The following is a 16,262-nucleotide window of genomic DNA, read 5'->3' as shown; positions in this document are numbered from 1 at the left end:
GTGCAGAAGCAGCTGAAGGCACCCGCGAACGCCCCAGGAGACCGGAAGCCACCGGCCGAGGTGCGCACCAAGGTCGAGGAGATCATCGAGGACGTGCGCACCAACGGCGATGACGCCGTGCGGCGTTACTCGGCGCTCTTCGACAAGTGGGACCGTCCGTCCTATCGCCTGTCCGTCGACGAGATCGAGAGCATCGTCTCGTCGCTCCCTCAGCAGGTGCTGGACGACATCGCCCAAGTGCAGGCCAGTGTCCGCAACTTCGCCGAGCTGCAGCTGGAATCGCTGCGCGAGTTCGAGGTCGAGACCATGCCGGGCGTCTTCCTCGGCCAGAAGAACCTCCCGATCCGGGCGGTCGGCACCTACATCCCGGGCGGTCGCTACCCGCTGCTCGCCTCGGCGCACATGACGACGCTGACCGCCAAGGTCGCGGGCGTCGAACGCGTCATCGCCTGCACTCCTCCGATCGACGGGCAGATCCCGGCGGCTACCGTGGCCGCCATGCATCTGGCCGGCGCCGACGAGATCCACATCGTCGGGGGTGTTCAGGCGATCGCGGCGATGGCTGTCGGCACCGAGTCGATCCCCAAGGTGGATCTGATCGCCGGCCCCGGCAACGCCTACGTCGCCGAGGCGAAGCGTCAGCTCTTCGGCGAGGTCGGCATCGATCTCTTCGCCGGCCCCACCGAGGTGCTCATCGTGGCCGACGAGACCGCGACGCCGGCCACCATCGCGGTCGACCTGGTGTCACAGGCCGAGCACGGCCCGGACTCGCCGGCCATTCTGATCACGACCGACGAGGAGATCGGCCGTGAGGCGATCCGGCTGGTGGAGGCGATCCTGGTGGATCTGCCGACGCGCGACTTCGCCGCTCCGGCCTGGGCCGACCACGGACAGGTGATCCTGGTCGACGACCTGGACGAGGCCTACCGGCTGGCCGACGAGTTCGCCTCCGAGCACGTGCAGATCTTCACCCGCGAGCCACGCCGGGCCCTCGAGGCCATGCGTGACTACGGCGCCCTCTTCCTCGGCGAGGAGACCTGCGTCTCGTACGGCGACAAGGTGATCGGCACCAACCACACGCTGCCGACCCGCGGCGCGGCTCGCTACACCGGCGGCCTGTGGGTCGGGAAGTTCATCAAGACCGTCACCTACCAGGAGATCAGGGACCTGTCCTCGAGCGCGAAGCTCGGCGAGCTGTGCGGCCGGGCCGCGCGGGTCGAGCGCTTCGAGGGCCACGCCCGATCGGGTGACCTGAGGGCCGCCCGCTACGGCGGCGCGGACCTGCCCTGGGCAGCGGGAATCTTCGACGTATCCGCTCTCGGAAACGGAGTTCGAGCATGAGCAGCACACGCGTCCCGCCGACCCTGGCGGACTACCCCGTGCGCCGCAACGTCCCCACCCGCTGGGACGACCACGACACCTACGACCACACCAACAACGCGCTCTACTATGCCTTCGTCGACACCGCGATCGGAGGCTGGCTGCTCGAGGTCGCGGAGACCGACGTGCGGCTGCTCGACGCCATCGGCATGGTGGTGGAGTCGTCGTGCAGGTTCCACCGCGAGATCCGCTTTCCCGAGGTCGTGACCGTCGGCATCCGCAGCGCCGGTCCCGGCAACTCCAGCGTGCCCTACGAGTTCGCGCTCTTCGTCGGCGACGAGCTCGCCGGCGAGGGCCGCTTCGTCCACGTGTACGCGGACCGCCACAGTCGCCGGCCCGTGGCCGTGCCCCCTACTATCGCCGCCGCCGTGCGCGATCGGCTCGGGCCCGCCACCCCGCAGGACGAGGCCGTCGCGGCTCACGCTCCTCGCGCCTTCGCGACGGTGGCCGATCTCGAGGCGGCCAAGGGCGAGGTGATCGGAGTGAGCGCGTGGCACACGATCGACCAGGAACGGGTCAACCAGTTTGCCGCGGCGACTGAGGACGAGCAGTGGATCCACGTCGACCCGGCCCGCGCGGCGTCCGGGCCCTACGGCTCGACCATCGCGCACGGCTTCCTCACCCTGTCGCTGGTCTCGGCCATGCTGTGGGAGGCCTATGTCGTCGAGGACGTGAAGGTCACCATCAACTACGGCACCGAGAAGGTGCGCTTCCCGGCCCCGCTCCGGGTGGGAGGACGCGTCCGTGGAACCGTCGAGCTGATCGGCGTGGAGCACACCCCGCGCGGCAGCCGGATCCGCACCCGGATCACCGTGGAGTCGGATGCCGGCGGCAAGCCGGTCTGCGTCGCTGAGACCGTCGTCGTGGTGTCCTGAGACCGAGGCGCTTCGGGTGGGCTGTCCGTGCCGCCACCCGAAGCGCCGGATCAGATCCGGGACCCGAGCTCCGGATCGAAGAGCATCAGCGCGCCGTCGTCGAAAGTCACGAAGACCCTCGTCTCCGTCGGCCACCTCGAACGCACGGCCCCACCGGTCGACATCAGGACGACGCCATGGTCGGTCTCGACCTGGAACCGACGCCAGCCGCCACTCTCGATGGCGGCCAGGACCTTGGGTGGAAGGTCGTATCCGTTCATGCGCCGACGCGCAGGGCATTGCTGCCCGCAGCCAGGATGGCGAAGATGACGGCCAGAACCATCTCGATCGCACCACTTCGTTCTCTGTGCCGCCTCTGAAAAGGCAGCGCCCCGGTCTCGTCGTCAGTCAGGGGCGGCCGGGGCGTTGTATGAGTTCAAATGATGACTTTGTCTTCAGGAGTTCACCCGGGACCGTCAACGGTGGACCGCCGATTCCGCATCAGCGATTTGGCTGGGATGAGCGCGGCATCGTCAGAGAGGCAACCTGACGTCATGCGCGGTGGTACTGGACAGGGGAGGGGACCTCGCCGTCGAGCTCGGCGGCGGCGTGGCGTGCCCAGTACGGGTTGCGCAGGAGCTCACGTCCGAGGAGGACGGCGTCCGCCTGGCCGGAGGCGATGACGTCCTGGGCCTGCGCCGGGTCGGTGATCATGCCGACGGCTGCCACGGGCATGCCGGTCTCGTTGCGGACCCGCTCGGCGAAGGGCACCTGGTAGTGGGGGCCGGTCTCGATCTTCGCGTCGGGGGCGTTGCCGCCGGTGGAGATGTCCATGAGGTCGACGCCCCGGGCCTGGAGTTCCTTGGCGAAGCGGACGGTGTCGTCGGCGGTCCAGCCTTCGCGGTCGTCTTCGGGGTTCTCGGTGAGCCAGTCGGTGGCGGAGATGCGGAAGAAGACCGGCAGGTTCTCGGGCCACACGGTGCGGACCGCCTCGACGACCTCGAGGGCGAACCGGGTCCGGCCTTCGAAGGAGCCGCCGTATTCGTCGGTGCGGTGGTTGCTGTGGGGGGAGAGGAACTGGTGGATCAGGTAGCCGTGGGCGCCGTGGATCTCGGCGACCTCGAATCCGGCGGCCAGGGCGCGTTCGGCGGCGTCGGCGAACTGCTGGATGATCTCTCGGATGTCGGAGGTGGTCAGTTCCCTGGGGACGGTCGAGGACTCGTCGAAGGAGACCGCGCTGGGGCCGGCCGGCGTCCAGCCGTACGGCTCGCCGGGGGTGATCTGGCGTCCGCGGTCGACCCAGGTGCGCTCGGTGGAGGCCTTGCGTCCGGCGTGGGAGAGCTGGATGCCGGGGACGGTGCCCTGCGTCTTGAGGAACGCGGTGATGCGCTGGAAGGCGGCGACCTGTGTGTCGTTCCAGATGCCGAGGTCGTAGGGGCTGATCCGTCCCTCGGGGCTGACGGCCGTGGCCTCGGTGATGATCAGACCGGTACCGCCGGCGGCTCGGGTAGCCAGGTGCGCGAAATGCCAGTCCGTCGGGGCGCCGACTGCGTCACCCTCCGGTGCCGCGCTGTACTGGCACATCGCTGCCATCCAGATGCGGTTCGGGGTGGTCACCGACCTGAGAGTGAAGGGGGTGAAGAGAGAGGTCAAGGCGGAACTCCTTGTGCGTGGCCGGGGACGGGCCTGTGGAGGGCTGTGATCAACCGGCGTCGGCTGTGCGACGCACTCTTAATAATTGCACGCGCTCATTATTTGTTCCAGCGGGATAGTGGCGCACGGCATGGATCGGCGGCCAGGCGGTGGAGCGCGACGTGAGCGCCTGGCCGCCGAGGGCCGCGACGCCTTCCGTCATAACGCTCCCGACCCGGAGCCGAACCTGGTGCGCGGACGGCCGGTCCGCCGCCGATCGCGCGCTCACTCCACCTCGGTCGGCGTCCCCGCCCCGCTTCGTTGCGCGGCACGGGCCGGCAGGGCCGTCGAGACGAAGGCCAGGAGCACGGCTGTCGCGATGACGGCAAGACACGGCACGAGTGGTGCGTACGGTGTCGCGGCGCCGGTCATGGCCAGGCTGTACGCGGTCAGGGTCGCGCAGGCCACCGCCGCTCCCAGAGCGATCGCGAGCAGGGTGACCGTGAGCGTCTCCCAGCGGAGCATCGCGCGCAGTTGGCGGCCGGTCGTGCCGATCATGCGCAGGAGAGCGAGCTCGCGGCGCCGGGCGGACGTCGACATCACGAGGGTGTTGACCACGGCGATCGCTGTGAAGGCGATCACGAGTCCCATCGCGATGTAGTTGACCTGGGCCTGCGCGCCTTCCTGGGTGCGGCGTGCCGCTGCCACGGCGGTGCGGTCCAGGACGTGGACCGTGGGGAAGGGGCGCAGCGCGGTGGTGAGCGCCGACCGGCTCGGCGCCCCGGCCACCAGGACCGACGAGGAGAGCGGCTGGTCGACATGCGCCGCCACCAACCGGTGCGGGAGCAGCAGATCGCCGAAGCCCAGCCCGCGTTCGTAGACGGCGGACACCTCGAGGTCCTTCTTGACTCCGTCGCCGAGTGTGAGGGTGATGTGGTCGCCGACCTGCGCGTGCCGGGTACGGGCCGCCAAGTCGCTGAGCGCCACCGTTCCGTCGCCCATTGCGGCGAGCGTGCCCGCGGTGACCTCCGGGTCGAGGGTCCGGGCCAGACCCGGTGAACTCACGCCCTGGGCGTGGAACTTGTCCTGCCCGATCCGCACCGTGGTGCGGACGACCTCCGTCACCGTCGTTCCCGGCACCCGCTTGCGCACGGCCTGTGCGGCCACGGTCGGGACACCGGGCTCCGAGGCGGTGAGGATGTAGGGGGCGCGCGTGCCGGACGCGGCCTGCTCGCCCGCCGAGTGACTCGACGTCGTCTGCGCGAACAGGATCGTCGAGGCCATCGCCACGGCCAGGCTCAACGGGGTGACCACGGCCGCGACACGCCGGGCGCCGGCACGGGTGTTCCGTGCGGCGAGGAATCCGGAGGCCGGGGAGATCCGCTGTGCGATCCCGCCCGTCACCCAGGTCGCGGACCGGGCGAGCGACGGGCCGAGCAGCGCGATCGCCGTGGCCGCGACGATCACCGACAGGAACGTGACCGGGGTGGCCGCCGCGTCGGTCTTCAGCCCGGACAGGACCACGACCAGGACGACGTACCCGACGGCGGCCAGGACACCCGCGACGACCCGGCCGGCGTGCGGCCGCTCCGAGCCGAGCGCCGCCGCGGCGAGCCCCTCCGTAGGGCGCATCCGGGCCGGCCCGCGGGCGGACACCCGCGCCGCACCCCACGCGGCGAGCAGCGTCGCGAGGACCGCGGCGACGGGCGGGAACGCGCTCACGGTGAGCTCCAGGGTGTCCGGCAGCGCCCCCACGGCCACGAACCGCCCGTGCATCCAGCGGGCCAGGAACAGCCCCGCGACCGCCCCGGGCGGCCCGGCCAGCAGCCCCACGACCAGTGCCTCGCGCCCCACCATGCGCCGCAGCTGGCGCGGCGTCGCGCCGACCGCACGCAGCAGGGCCAGTTCCCGGGCCCGCTGCTGGATCGACAGTGCGAAGGTCCCGGCCACCACCAGCAGGGCGACGAGCAGCGACGTACCGCCCATCGCACCGCCCAGACTGATCAGGCTGACCCGCGCCTTGCCGGCGTCGATGAACTCGACGGGCCCGCGGTCGTCCCCCGACCGCACCTCCAGCGAGGGCGTGCCGGACACCGCCTCGAGAGCCCGGGCGCGTACGTCGCTCACCGTGGCGCCGGGGACCGTGAGCAGGCCGAGCGCGGAGACCTGCCCCGGGTGTCCGGCCAGGCGCCGCGCCTGCTCCGTGCTGAAGAACAGCGTCGACTGGCGGGCCAGGGCGTCACGGCCGGCCGGTGCGGCGATGCCGACGACCTCGTACACGGCGGGTGCGCCGGTCGACTGCACGGTCACCTTCGCACCGGTGCGCAGCCCACTGCCGGCGTCAGCCACGATCTCGTCCGCCCCGGTCGGCGCCCGACCGTCGCGCAACGCGAACGGCGTGAGCCGCGCCGACTCCCAGGCGTGGCCCCACGACGCCCCCTCGGCGAGCGGGCCCTTGTCCGTCAACACATAGGCGGGAAAGGTGAGTTCAGGGACGACCGCGCGCACACCGGGCACGGCCGCGAGCCTCTTGACCAGGGCGGGGTCCGCCTTCGCCCAGGCCCGCTCGGTCAGCGGCTTGGACTTCTCCTTGGACTTGCCCTTCTTGACCTTCGTCCAGTGCAGTTCCTGATCGGCCGTGACCAGCACGGGAGTTCCCGCGTACCGCTCCGTGGGGATCGTCCCGCGCAGCCCCGTGTCCAGCAGGGTCCCGCACGCGGTGACGAGGGCGGCGGCGAACAGCAGGGCCACGAAGGCGCCGGCGAAGGCGCCCTTGCGGGCCCGCAGCGTACTCAGCGCGAGAGTCAGCATCACGCCCACGCTCCGAGGCGGCTCATGCGGTCGGCGACCCGCTCCGCGGTCGGCGCGGCCATCCGGTCGACGATCCGCCCGTCCGCGAGGAACAGCACCGCGTCCGCGTACGACGCGGCCATCGGGTCGTGCGTGACCATCACGACGGTCTGGCCGAGGTCGTCCACGGTCCGGCGCAGCAGCCCGAGCACCTCCTTGGCGGTCATGGTGTCCAGCGCACCGGTCGGCTCGTCGCCGAAGACGACCTCGGGCCGGGTGACCAGCGCGCGGGCGAGGGCCACCCGCTGCTGCTGGCCGCCGGAGAGTTCGGCGGGCCTGCGCCCGCCGCGTCCGGTGAGCCCCACCTGGTCGGTGATCCGTGCCAGCCAGTCCGGGTCGGCCCGGCGCCCGGCGAGGCGCAGCGGGAGGGTGATGTTCTGTTCGACCGTCAGCGACGGCATCAGGTTGTAGGCCTGGAAGACGAAGCCGACGCGGTCCCGGCGCATCCGGGTCAGCGCGGTCTCGTCGAGGGCCGTCAGCTCCTGGCCGCCGAGGGAGACGGTGCCCCCGCTGGGCCGGTCGAGGCCGGCGGCGCAGTGCAGGAAGGTCGACTTGCCGGAGCCGGAGGGCCCCATCACGGCGGTGAAACTCCCCCGGGGGATGGCGAGATCGAGGCCGCGCAGCGCGTGCACCGCGCTCTCGCCGCGTCCGTACACCTTGCTCACGGCGTCGAGCCGGACCGCGGGGGCGGGCTCCCCGGAGCGGGAGCCGTCCGAAAGGGCTGAGGATGCGGGCGCCGTCGTGCGGCCCGCCGAAGAGAAGATCCAGGGCATGCGTTCAGCCTGTTGTGCCGCTGATCACTGCGCTACGGTCAGAAAGGGCGGCCACTGTCACCATGCTGCCAACGGGCAGGCCAGGGGGACCGGCTCCGGGGGGAAAACAGAACATGAGCCTGACATCGGTCGGGGTGTCCGACGAACACCTGCGGCTCTACCGCTACTTCCTGCGCCATCCCGAGCGCGGGGCCGAGTCCGCCGGAGGCGCCCTCGGCTGGGACCGCGACACCGTCGACGAGGGGCTGGACGCGTTACAGGAGCGGAGCCTGATCCGGCTCTCCGAGCGGCACACAGTGCTGGTCTCCGATCCGGCGGTCGCCGTGGAGTGGCTGGTGGAACAGCGCCTGGGGGAACTCAAGTCCGCCACCGGCGAGGTGCTCGCCACCCGGGCCGTGATCGCCACGCTCATCGACGACCACAAGCAGGGCGCGGCCCGCTCCCCGAGCGACGACATCGAACGGGTTGACGGACCCGAGGCGATCCGCGAACGCCTCACCGACCTGGCCTTCTTCACCTTCCGCGAGCACATGTCGCTGCTCCCGTCGCCCTGGCGCCCCCACAGCATCGACGAGGCCCGCGCCTCGGACCTGAGGATGCTCCGCCGAGGCATCCACTGGCGTACGGTCGCCACGCCGAAGGCGCTCGCCGACCCCGCGACCCTGGCCTATCTGCGGGAACTGGAGACGCTGGGCGGGGAGGTGCGCCGCACCGAGCAGGCGATCCGGCGGCTGGCGATCTGGGACCGCGGCGTCGCGATGGTCCCCGTCGACCCGGACGACCACTACGAGTCGACGCTCGTCGTCCGCCAGCCGGGCGTGGTGGCCAACACCGTGGCCTGGTTCGAGCAGGTCTGGGACACCAGCCACAAGCTTCCCGCTGAGGACGACCTCGCGGTACGGGCGCCGGTCCTGTCCGCTCTGGAGCACCGTGTCCTGGACGCGCTGACCCACGCGGACAAGGACGAGGCGGCGGCCCGCGAACTGGGCGTCTCCCTGAGGACGTTCCGCCGCTACGTGGCCGACATCATGCTGCGGCTCGGCGCGGCCAACCGCTTCCAGGCGGGGCTTCTCGCCAAGGAGCGGGGCTGGATCTGAGAAGGGAACTGCCGGACAGGGCCTAGCGCGGTCCCATTCCCGCGAAGAGGGTGTCGATGAGCCGGTCGACCCAGTCGTGGGTCAGGGGCCGCCGGGCTATCAGGTGCTGGAAGTACAGCGGGCCGGACAGGATCGCCATGGCGAGGTCCAGGTCGAAGTCCGGCGCCAACTGGCCCTGCTCCCGGGCGCGTTCCAGCCGCGCGATCGTCTTCTCGGCCTGGGGGGCGATGAAACGCTCGTCGAGCGCGTCGGCGACCTGGGGGTCGTGCTGCGCCTCCACCAGCAGGGCCACGTACAGGGGGCCCATCGGCGGGCGGCTCAGGAGGTCGACGGCCGTGTGGATCTGGCGGCGCAGATCGGCGATGACGTCACCGGTGTCCGGGTAGTCGAGGCCGGGTTCGTTCAGCGACAGCAGGGAGTCCAGGAACAGCGCGCCCTTGGAGGTCCAGCGGCGGTAGATGGTGTGCTTGCCGGCGCCGGCGCGGGCGGCGACCGCCTCGATGCTGAGCCGGGCGTAGCCGAGTTCCTCGCCCAGTTCGAGCGTGGCCCGCATGATCTCCTCGGTGCGGCCCGCTCCGCGGCTGCTGCGTCTGTCGGTCATCGCCTCACGATATCGGTACGGCACGTGCCGTATTGACAGCTGCCCCCGCCTTCAGCATGATCCCCCCATCTCACTAACGGCACGGCACGTGCCGTTCAGTACGTGCCCGAGGGGGAACATGGGACCGCGCACAGCCGCTCCGGCGCTGCAGCTCACCGGCCTGGCCAAGAAGTTCGGCACCCACCGCGCCGTCGACGGCATCGACCTGACCGTGCCGAGCGGGTCGTTCTTCGGCCTGGTCGGCCCCAACGGCGCGGGCAAGACCACGATCCTGTCCATGGCGGTGGGCCTGCTGCGCCCCGACGCGGGCCGGGCCGAGATCTTCGGTACGGACGTGTGGGCGGACGCCTCCAGGGCGAAGGGGCTCGTCGGTGTCCTGCCCGACGGCCTGGCCCTGCCGGAGCGGCTGACCGGGCGTGAAGTGCTGTGTTTCACCGGGCTGTTGCGCGGCATGGCCCGCGCTGAGGCCGACCGCCGCGCGGACGAACTGCTGCGGACCCTGGGCCTCGACGCGGCCGGGCGCACCCTGGTGGCGGAGTACTCCACCGGCATGCGCAAGAAGATCGGCCTTGCCGCCGCGCTGCTGCACGCGCCGCGTCTGCTGGTTCTCGACGAGCCGCTGGAGGCGGTCGATCCGGTCGCCGCGGCGACCGTGAAGGAGATCCTCCGGCGGTTCGTCCGCGCCGGCGGCAGCGTGGTCCTGTCCAGCCATGTGATGGCCGTGGTGGAGCAGTTGTGCGACCACCTCGCCGTGGTCGACGCCGGACGGGTCGTGGCGGCCGGGCCGCTGGACGAGGTTCGGGCCGGACTGAGCCTGGAGGAGCGGTTCGCAAGCCTGGTCGCCGGCCGCTCGCCCGGGGCTCGGGGTGTGGAGGGGCTGGCATGGTTGGCGTCCTGATCCGGATGAAACTGGCCGTCCAGCGCAACTCCCTCACCCGCGCCACGGCCGCCCGGATGATCGTCGGCGGCGCGGCCGGTCTCGCGCTCGCCGCCGCCGTACTGTTCCTCGCCGGCCGCGGCTACCCGCACGCCGCGCAGCGGGTCGACCTGCTCGGCGCCGCGCTGGCCGTGTGGACGGCGGGCTGGCTGCTCGGCCCCGTCCTCTTCGGCGGCGGCGACACGACCCTGCGCCCCGAGCACTTCGCACTCCACGCGCTGCGCCCGCGCGCCCTGGCGACCGGTCTGGCGGCGGCCGCCTTCGTCGGCGTCGCACCGGCCGTGACCCTGATCGCGCTGAGCGGCCTCGTGGTCGTCGCCGTACACCTCGGCCCGGCCGCCGTCGCCGTCGCCGCCCCGGCCACGGTGCTCCAACTCGCCTTCACCGTCCTGTGCTCACGCCTGGTCACCGCGGTGCTCGGGAAGGTCGCGCGGTCCCGTACGGGCGCCGCGCTCGCCGCCTTCACCAGCTCGGCGATCCTGGCCGCGCTGCACTCGGGCTGGATCCTCGACCCCCTCGTGCGCGCGGCCCTGGACGACGGCCTGCCCCGCCCCGCCGCCGCATGGCTGCGCGGCCTGCCCTCCGGCTGGGGGCTGTCCGCCGTCGAGGCCGCCGGACGCGGCGACCGGCCCGGCATGCTCGCGGCCCTGGCCGGCCTGGCCCTGCTCACCGCGGCCTGCGCGTACGGCTGGGCCCACCTGACACAGCGCCAGGTCACCACGCGCCCCTCGGGCGGACGTGCTGCGACCGCGACCCTCGGCCGGTGGGCCCGCGGCCCCGTCACCGCCGTCGCCGCCCGTGAACTGCGCACCTGCACCCGCGATCTGCAGCGCTTCCACTTCGTCTGCTTCGCCCTCGGATACGCCCTCGTGTTCTGCCTGCTCCCGCTGGCCGCGGGCAGTACGGACTTCCTACCGTGGACCGGCCTGGTCTTCGCACTGTGGATGTCGGCCGTCTCCGCGAACCTCTACGGCGAGGACGGCACCGAACTCTGGGGCAAGATCATGATCCCGGGCGCCGCCCGGCACGACGTACGGGGCCGTCAGCTCGGCTGGCTCCTGGTCACCGCGCCCCCGACGGTCCTCCTCACGCTCGTTCCGGCCGCGCTGTCCGGGGGGTCCGCGCCGTGGCTGTGGCTCGTCACCTTCGTCCCCGCGCTGCTCGGCGGCGCGGCGGGCGTGACCGTACTGGTGTCGGTGCTGCGCCCCGTCCCGCTACGCGACCCGCACCGCCGGACCGGCGGCCTGCTGGAGAACGGCACCGACTTCACGCAGGTCCTGCTGATGCTGCTCCTGACCGCGGCGACCGCGGCCCCCGCCCTGCTCGCCGTACGGTTCGGCCCGGCCTGGGCCGGACCGGTGGCCGGGCCGGTGAGCGGCGCCCTGCTGACGTGGCTGCTGGGACGCGTCGCCGTCATCCGGCTCCGGCGCACGGCTCCGGAGCTGCTCCAGCACTTCCGCACGGGTACGCCTCCGGCTCGCCGGCGGCGCGTCCGGGCCGCGCCGCCGCCCCTCGTGCCCGCGGGCCTGCCTGCCCTGCGCCGGCCCGCCCCGGTCCTGGCCCGGCTCGGCCTCGACACGGCGCCCGTCGGGCAGCGGATCTACGTCGTCGTCGGCATGACGCTGTGCTGGGTCCCTCTGGTCGCCCAGGGCGTCGTGCCCGCGGTCATGCTGGCCACGGGGCATGCCCACCGCTCCTGGTTCCTGGCCCTGTACCTGCCGCCGGCCCTGCGCCGGCCGGCGATCACCGCCATGATCGCCCTCGGCCTCGCCCTCCTGATCACCAGCCTCGGCACCGGCCTGTACCACCTGGCGCGATCACGGCACCGGCGCTGAACGATCCACCGGTACGCCCGTCCTCGTCTTCTCTACGCGCTGGTAGGGCTTCTGGAGCAGTTCCCACCGGCCCGCGGTCGGGTGCGAGACAGGCGGGACCCGAGCTGGAGCGGAGGGGCCCGCGGGTCAGTCCCTGCGATACATGATCATCGCCGTCGTCACCGGCCACGGACTCCGCAACGAGCCTCTCGCCCGGCGTCTCGCCGACGAGGCGCGGGCGCTGGAATGGGCACTTGGAGGAGCCGTCGGAGGTGGACGCGGCTCGGCCTCCTCCGGCTGGCGGCGCGGCCTTGTGTGTGCGGCCACATCTGATGGTCAGATGAGCCCCCGCCGATGGAGTCCATGACACCGCTCGCGCGCCAACGACGCCCATCGTTCCGGTTGACGGCCCCGGACGACGGTCGCAGCCACGATGTCCAACGAGGGGCTGGAAGTACGCGACGGGGTCGGGGCAAGGTGGTTGTCCAGGAGCAGCCAGCGTCCGCCCCCGCTCGACGGGCGCGCGGCTCTCGCGGCACCCCGTCTGGCCTCGAGCCGTGACCCGGTGTAGCCAGCAGGTTGTCATAGGGTGCGGGCAAATTTCACTTGCGAGATTTGCCCGCACCCTTCCTCTTGGAAGGTTTCTCTATGCGGGTGCAGCACCTAGTCGAGTTCACTGGCTGGGAGTCGTCGGTTCACTCCGTCGATTGGGCGAGGGTCGAGGGGGAGTTGCAGGCTCCTCTGCCGGCGGACTTCAAAGAGCTGTGTGAAGTTTTCGGTGGAGGTACGTTCTGTGACTCCGTATCCTTTCTCGGGGACACGGAGGGGGTCTCATTCGATTTTCTCGACCAATGGCGGTTGGCTATGTCGGTAGAAGGAGCCGGTGGCTCGTACCCGGTATATGCGCCGGGCGGCATTGGTGTTGTCACGTGGGCGTCGACGGAATGGGCCGATGAATACTGCTGGCTTATTGACGCGCGGCGACCCGGTGAATATCCCATCCTTGCGCGAGATGACGGCGGCGAGTGGTGCAAGTTCGAAATGTCGACGTCCGAATTCCTCTACCGGGTTCTTTCGGATGGGAATTTCAAACCTTTCGGGATCGCGCAGTACGGCCTTGATCCGACATTCCTGCCGGCCCGCTCGGTCGAAGGGACGTGAGCTGCTGCAGCAGCAAAGCGTGGGTCGCGGACTGAGAGTCGCCGGCTGGATACTTGTACCGCTTGGGACTGGTGCTGCTGTTGCTGGGGGGGATGGGGTGCAGCGGCGGTGCGGGATGACGAGTCCGGTGCCGGGGTAGCCACCGTCGGCGATCGTGAGGGTCTTGCCGACGGCGGCCTTGGCTCCGGACTCCTCCCATGCCTTGTAGTCGTTGCGGTTCCCGGCGAGCCGCCGGCCGACCAAGACGACCAGGCGGGTGTCGGCGTCGATGACGACCTGGTGATTGGTGGAGTACTGGTAGTTCTTCGACCGCTCGGCGATGGCGTGATCCCGGGTGGGGACCAAGGTGCCGTCCACGATGAGCACGGTGTCCTTGGCGAACCGCTTACGGGGCTGGAGCGCGAGCATCGGCCCAAGGTGGTCGATGACGCGGTCCGCCGCCGACTTCGAGACCCCGAACAGCGGGGCAAGCTGTCGCATGGTCAGGTTCGTGCGCCAGTACGCCGCGACCAGCAGTGCCCGGTCCTCCAGAGGAAGGCTCCACGGTCGGCCCTTGCGGACCGCGTCCGCACCCTCGCGCCGCAGAACCGTCACCAGCTTCCTGAAGGCACGCGGGCTCAGCCCGGTGAACGGGGCTGTCCATGACGGCTCCGACGTCGTGACCACACCAGCCACGCGGAGATCACCTCAGGCCGGTCAGGGTGCCTTCGTCGAGCCGACGGACTGGAGACGGATGATGGAGCAGGACGAAGCTCTGCAGCTCGCGGTGGCGTTTCTCGCGCGCAGCCAGCGCGATGACGAACCGCCACTTGCCATCGACGCAGAGCGGGTCCGTGAGAGCAACGGGCTCCTGATCGTGCCCTATAACTCCGTGCAGTACTTGGCCTCGCGGGACGTGAGACAGCAGCTGTTGGACTGCTGGCCCATCCTCGTAGGCCTTGAACGCGGAGACGTGCGGTTCGGAACCCTGGACGAGCGACATCTGTGGAAGAACCCGAGCACCTGACGAGGCCGTGGGCCGTCCGCAACCACAGTTACGGGACAGCCCTTAGCCGTCGGGGATATTCGCTACGCGGGCGTTGGAGCTGCGCACGCGATCCCGACACGGTGCGTCGGCCGGTAGCGCAGTCTGCGTCCGTGTGGGCAGGGAGGCCGCCGCCTATTTCCAGCAGCATCTTCTTTGAACCCGCGACTCGTTCGGGAGATGAATAGAGGCGGACCGTACGGACGGGCGGCGTTAGCGGGGCGAGGATTCGTGAGTTTTGAGACGCGCCCTAGCACCGTCGTAGACCGTTTCAGTCACGTGTAGCAGCCATTTGGATGGATGCTACGACCGCGTCGCTGGTACGACCGCCCCCGGAGGGAGATCGTTCGTGGCGGAGCGCGCACACGCCGCTCGTCTACCTCACCCCCCTTGTCAAGGAGGCGTACATGCGAATGCGGCGTACTTTCACCGCGCTCGCGACGATGCTGGCCCTCGGGGTCGGCATCCCGTCAGCCATCGCCGATAGCGCGCACTTTGTCGGCAGTCTTGGGTGCGACACCAGCAACAAAAACAACGTTGGCGTGATTTGCAGCGGCAAGGTGGCCGGACTGGGCAGCACCACCACCTTTGTCTTCCTGACGGCGGACTCAGTGACGGCCACCTTCGAGTGCGTCAACAAGGGTGGCAACGTCGCGCCTGGTCAGCCGGTGGTTGAGAACGAAGTGGTTGGCCCGATCAGCAGGTTCCCCAACCCTCGCAACGGCCAGATCACCTTCAGCGTGGCGCTCCCTCCGCCGCCCCCTCCGAACCCGCGCACCGCATGCCCCAATGGCAACTGGACGGTGCGCCAGACCGGGCTGAACTTCGTGAACGTTGTGCTGCACGTCCAACAGGCCCCGGGGACGCCGCCGAATGCGACTGAAGTCCTGACGCACGAGTTCGGCAACCTTGACCCGTGATCCTGTCCTTCAACGCAACATCGAAGAGAGCCGCACTTGCGGCTCTCTTCGCTTGTTGCCGCGGGTGGGCGCCGTCTCAGACCGACCGGCAATTGGCAGCCGGTGGGGCTGAAGCAGCATCGGGCGGTGGCAGCCCGCTGCGGACGCGTCGACCTGCAGCGGCTGGATGAACTCCGCAGTGTCTCTGATTTTCTGCGGGCGATGCCTGAGCTCGCCGGCGTGGATCTGGACGCCTCCTGAGCACGACTGTCTCGTGCATGGGTGGCGTCGGTCGGAGCCAGCCAGGGGCTTCTCGGGCGCGCCTGCGCACCTGAGAAGCCCGAAGGTCACCGCGCAGGCTCGCCTGCCCCGGACGGGGGCAGGCTGGGCCGCGGGACCGGCCCGTACGCCCGGGCGGGCACCCCGCACGCCTCCCCGAGACCGCACCCGGTGCCGGGCTCAGTGCGCTGCCGGCGCGAGGTGGACGCCCAGCGCGTGGAGGCCGCCCAGGAACAGCTCGACACCGACCGCCGCGAGGATCAGCCCCAGCAGCCGGGACAGGACCTCCAGCGACGTCTGATGGGTGCTCTTGAGCACCCGGGCGAGCAATAGCACGCACAGGCAGTCGATCGCCGCCACCGCCGCGTAGGCGCCGGCCATGGTGGTGCGCCAGCCCCAGGAATCCTTGGTCAGCGCCCCGACCAGTACCGCCGTCACCGCCAGGGGACTCGCCACGTAAGGCAGCATGAGCTCGCGCAGGCCCTCGGCCAGCCGGCCCTCCCTGTGGCCCACACTGTCGTCGGTTCCGCCGCCCAGATGCATGCCGAGCACCAGAGTGAGGGAGTAGACGAAGAAGATCACGCCGCCGGCGAGCTGCAGCGACTGGTCCGTGACGTGGAAGAACGTGGTGACGAAGTCGGCCGTGTAGGCCATCACCACACCGATCACTGCGGCGATGAGAGAACTGACCCAGGCGAGCCGGCGCAGTTCGGCCTCACTGCGGGTGCGGGCCACCCGGGCGAAGGAGAGCAGCACCTTGGGCGGCCCGAAGACGGCGAAGAACGTCACGAACACGGTGGTCAGGTCGAACGGCTGCATGGCCCCAGGGTGCCCGGGTGACGTTGTGCCGCGGGGTTCCCACACGGTCCCAGGCGTCAGCCGGGCCGCGATGTCACGGGGACGGCGGGGCTCCACACCGCGGACTGCTTGGCCAGCCACGGCTCGTTGAGCGCGCCAAGGT

The 16,262-nt window shown here is 70.7% G+C and carries 14 protein-coding genes and 1 pseudogene; 8 read left to right on the top strand and 7 right to left on the bottom strand.

Annotation, left to right across the window (positions count from 1 at the left end; translation table 11 throughout):
* Positions 1-1,341, top strand: a complete 1,341-nt coding sequence (hisD, locus tag ACFU8W_RS23740; protein WP_384040533.1) for a histidinol dehydrogenase — start codon at positions 1-3, stop codon at positions 1,339-1,341.
* Positions 1,338-2,255: a MaoC/PaaZ C-terminal domain-containing protein gene (locus ACFU8W_RS23735; protein WP_384040530.1), complete on the top strand. Its 918-nt coding sequence runs from the start codon at positions 1,338-1,340 to the stop codon at positions 2,253-2,255. Before hisD ends, ACFU8W_RS23735 begins: the two co-directional genes overlap by 4 nt.
* Before the next feature lie 50 nt (positions 2,256-2,305).
* Here ACFU8W_RS23735 and ACFU8W_RS23730 read toward each other — a convergent pair whose 3' ends face one another.
* The 4 genes from ACFU8W_RS23730 to ACFU8W_RS23715 all read right to left on the bottom strand — a co-directional run bounded on the left by ACFU8W_RS23730 (position 2,306) and on the right by ACFU8W_RS23715 (position 7,489).
* Positions 2,306-2,515: a hypothetical protein gene (locus ACFU8W_RS23730; RefSeq protein ID WP_384040527.1), complete on the bottom strand. Its 210-nt coding sequence runs from the start codon at positions 2,513-2,515 to the stop codon at positions 2,306-2,308.
* 271 nt (positions 2,516-2,786) lie between these two features.
* Positions 2,787-3,887 carry an NADH:flavin oxidoreductase/NADH oxidase gene (locus tag ACFU8W_RS23725; RefSeq protein ID WP_384040524.1) on the bottom strand — a complete coding sequence of 367 codons (1,101 nt, stop codon included), beginning with the start codon at positions 3,885-3,887 and terminating at the stop codon, positions 2,787-2,789.
* Positions 3,888-4,151: 264 nt separating this feature from the next.
* A complete protein-coding gene (locus tag ACFU8W_RS23720) occupies positions 4,152-6,677 on the bottom strand; it encodes an FtsX-like permease family protein (RefSeq protein WP_384040521.1) in 2,526 nt (841 codons plus the stop codon).
* Entirely contained in the window at positions 6,677-7,489 is an 813-nt protein-coding gene (locus ACFU8W_RS23715) for an ABC transporter ATP-binding protein (protein WP_358856774.1), read from the bottom strand. Before ACFU8W_RS23715 ends, ACFU8W_RS23720 begins: the two co-directional genes overlap by 1 nt.
* Positions 7,490-7,602: 113 nt before the next feature.
* Between ACFU8W_RS23715 and ACFU8W_RS23710 the strand changes: the two genes are divergently transcribed.
* Positions 7,603-8,586 carry a helix-turn-helix transcriptional regulator gene (locus tag ACFU8W_RS23710; RefSeq protein WP_384040516.1) on the top strand — a complete coding sequence of 328 codons (984 nt, stop codon included), beginning with the start codon at positions 7,603-7,605 and terminating at the stop codon, positions 8,584-8,586.
* Between the two features lie 22 nt (positions 8,587-8,608).
* Here the strand turns inward: ACFU8W_RS23710 and ACFU8W_RS23705 are convergent, their stop codons facing one another.
* Positions 8,609-9,187 (bottom strand): TetR/AcrR family transcriptional regulator, encoded by a 579-nt coding sequence (locus ACFU8W_RS23705; RefSeq protein WP_384040513.1) that lies wholly within the window; start codon positions 9,185-9,187, stop codon positions 8,609-8,611.
* A gap of 118 nt (positions 9,188-9,305) precedes the next feature.
* Between ACFU8W_RS23705 and ACFU8W_RS23700 the strand changes: the two genes are divergently transcribed.
* From ACFU8W_RS23700 to ACFU8W_RS23690, 3 genes are all read left to right on the top strand, one after another.
* Complete coding sequence (locus tag ACFU8W_RS23700; RefSeq protein WP_384040510.1) at positions 9,306-10,085, top strand: ABC transporter ATP-binding protein; 780 nt, start codon at positions 9,306-9,308, stop codon at positions 10,083-10,085.
* The gene (locus ACFU8W_RS23695) at positions 10,070-11,959 is read left to right on the top strand and encodes a hypothetical protein (protein WP_384040507.1); all 1,890 of its coding nucleotides are present in this window, start codon (positions 10,070-10,072) and stop codon (positions 11,957-11,959) included. The genes ACFU8W_RS23700 and ACFU8W_RS23695 overlap by 16 nt, the downstream gene beginning before the upstream one ends.
* Before the next feature lie 627 nt (positions 11,960-12,586).
* Entirely contained in the window at positions 12,587-13,099 is a 513-nt protein-coding gene (locus ACFU8W_RS23690) for an SMI1/KNR4 family protein (RefSeq protein WP_384040753.1), read from the top strand.
* Between the two features lie 102 nt (positions 13,100-13,201).
* On the opposite strand, the pseudogene ACFU8W_RS23685 reads toward ACFU8W_RS23690, so the two are convergent.
* Positions 13,202-13,774: pseudogene (locus ACFU8W_RS23685) on the bottom strand (transposase family protein); the annotation flags it as partial.
* Between the two features lie 58 nt (positions 13,775-13,832).
* Between ACFU8W_RS23685 and ACFU8W_RS23680 the strand changes: the two are divergent.
* Both ACFU8W_RS23680 and ACFU8W_RS23675 read left to right on the top strand, forming a co-directional pair.
* Positions 13,833-14,105, top strand: a complete 273-nt coding sequence (locus tag ACFU8W_RS23680; RefSeq protein WP_384040504.1) for a YrhB domain-containing protein — start codon at positions 13,833-13,835, stop codon at positions 14,103-14,105.
* Positions 14,106-14,530: 425 nt separating this feature from the next.
* Positions 14,531-15,043, top strand: coding sequence for a hypothetical protein (locus tag ACFU8W_RS23675; RefSeq protein WP_384040502.1), 513 nt, complete (start codon positions 14,531-14,533; stop codon positions 15,041-15,043).
* 438 nt (positions 15,044-15,481) lie between these two features.
* Here the strand turns inward: ACFU8W_RS23675 and ACFU8W_RS23670 are convergent, their stop codons facing one another.
* The gene (locus ACFU8W_RS23670) at positions 15,482-16,120 is read right to left on the bottom strand and encodes a MarC family protein (RefSeq protein ID WP_384040499.1); all 639 of its coding nucleotides are present in this window, start codon (positions 16,118-16,120) and stop codon (positions 15,482-15,484) included.
* Positions 16,121-16,262 lie beyond the last annotated feature (142 nt).

Origin of the sequence: Streptomyces sp. NPDC057565, assembly GCF_042801455.1 — a bacterium.
Classification (GTDB): Bacteria; Actinomycetota; Actinomycetes; order Streptomycetales; family Streptomycetaceae; genus Streptomyces; species Streptomyces yanii.
Note: the sequence above shows the minus strand (reverse complement) of the source record. Positions and strands in the feature narration are given on the sequence as shown.

Excerpts from the sequence above, each read along its gene's own strand:
- ACFU8W_RS23735 (WP_384040530.1), top strand. The coding sequence starts at position 1,338 with ATGAGCAGCACACGCGTCCCGCCGACCCTGGCGGACTACCCCGTGCGC.
- ACFU8W_RS23705 (WP_384040513.1), bottom strand. The coding sequence starts at position 9,187 with ATGACCGACAGACGCAGCAGCCGCGGAGCGGGCCGCACCGAGGAGATC.
- ACFU8W_RS23690 (WP_384040753.1), top strand. The coding sequence starts at position 12,587 with ATGCGGGTGCAGCACCTAGTCGAGTTCACTGGCTGGGAGTCGTCGGTT.
- ACFU8W_RS23675 (WP_384040502.1), top strand. The coding sequence starts at position 14,531 with ATGCGAATGCGGCGTACTTTCACCGCGCTCGCGACGATGCTGGCCCTC.
- ACFU8W_RS23730 (WP_384040527.1), bottom strand. The coding sequence starts at position 2,515 with ATGAACGGATACGACCTTCCACCCAAGGTCCTGGCCGCCATCGAGAGT.
- ACFU8W_RS23720 (WP_384040521.1), bottom strand. The coding sequence starts at position 6,677 with ATGCTGACTCTCGCGCTGAGTACGCTGCGGGCCCGCAAGGGCGCCTTC.
- ACFU8W_RS23700 (WP_384040510.1), top strand. The coding sequence starts at position 9,306 with ATGGGACCGCGCACAGCCGCTCCGGCGCTGCAGCTCACCGGCCTGGCC.
- ACFU8W_RS23670 (WP_384040499.1), bottom strand. The coding sequence starts at position 16,120 with ATGCAGCCGTTCGACCTGACCACCGTGTTCGTGACGTTCTTCGCCGTC.
- ACFU8W_RS23715 (WP_358856774.1), bottom strand. The coding sequence starts at position 7,489 with ATGCCCTGGATCTTCTCTTCGGCGGGCCGCACGACGGCGCCCGCATCC.
- ACFU8W_RS23680 (WP_384040504.1), top strand. The coding sequence starts at position 13,833 with ATGATGGAGCAGGACGAAGCTCTGCAGCTCGCGGTGGCGTTTCTCGCG.
- ACFU8W_RS23695 (WP_384040507.1), top strand. The coding sequence starts at position 10,070 with ATGGTTGGCGTCCTGATCCGGATGAAACTGGCCGTCCAGCGCAACTCC.
- ACFU8W_RS23710 (WP_384040516.1), top strand. The coding sequence starts at position 7,603 with ATGAGCCTGACATCGGTCGGGGTGTCCGACGAACACCTGCGGCTCTAC.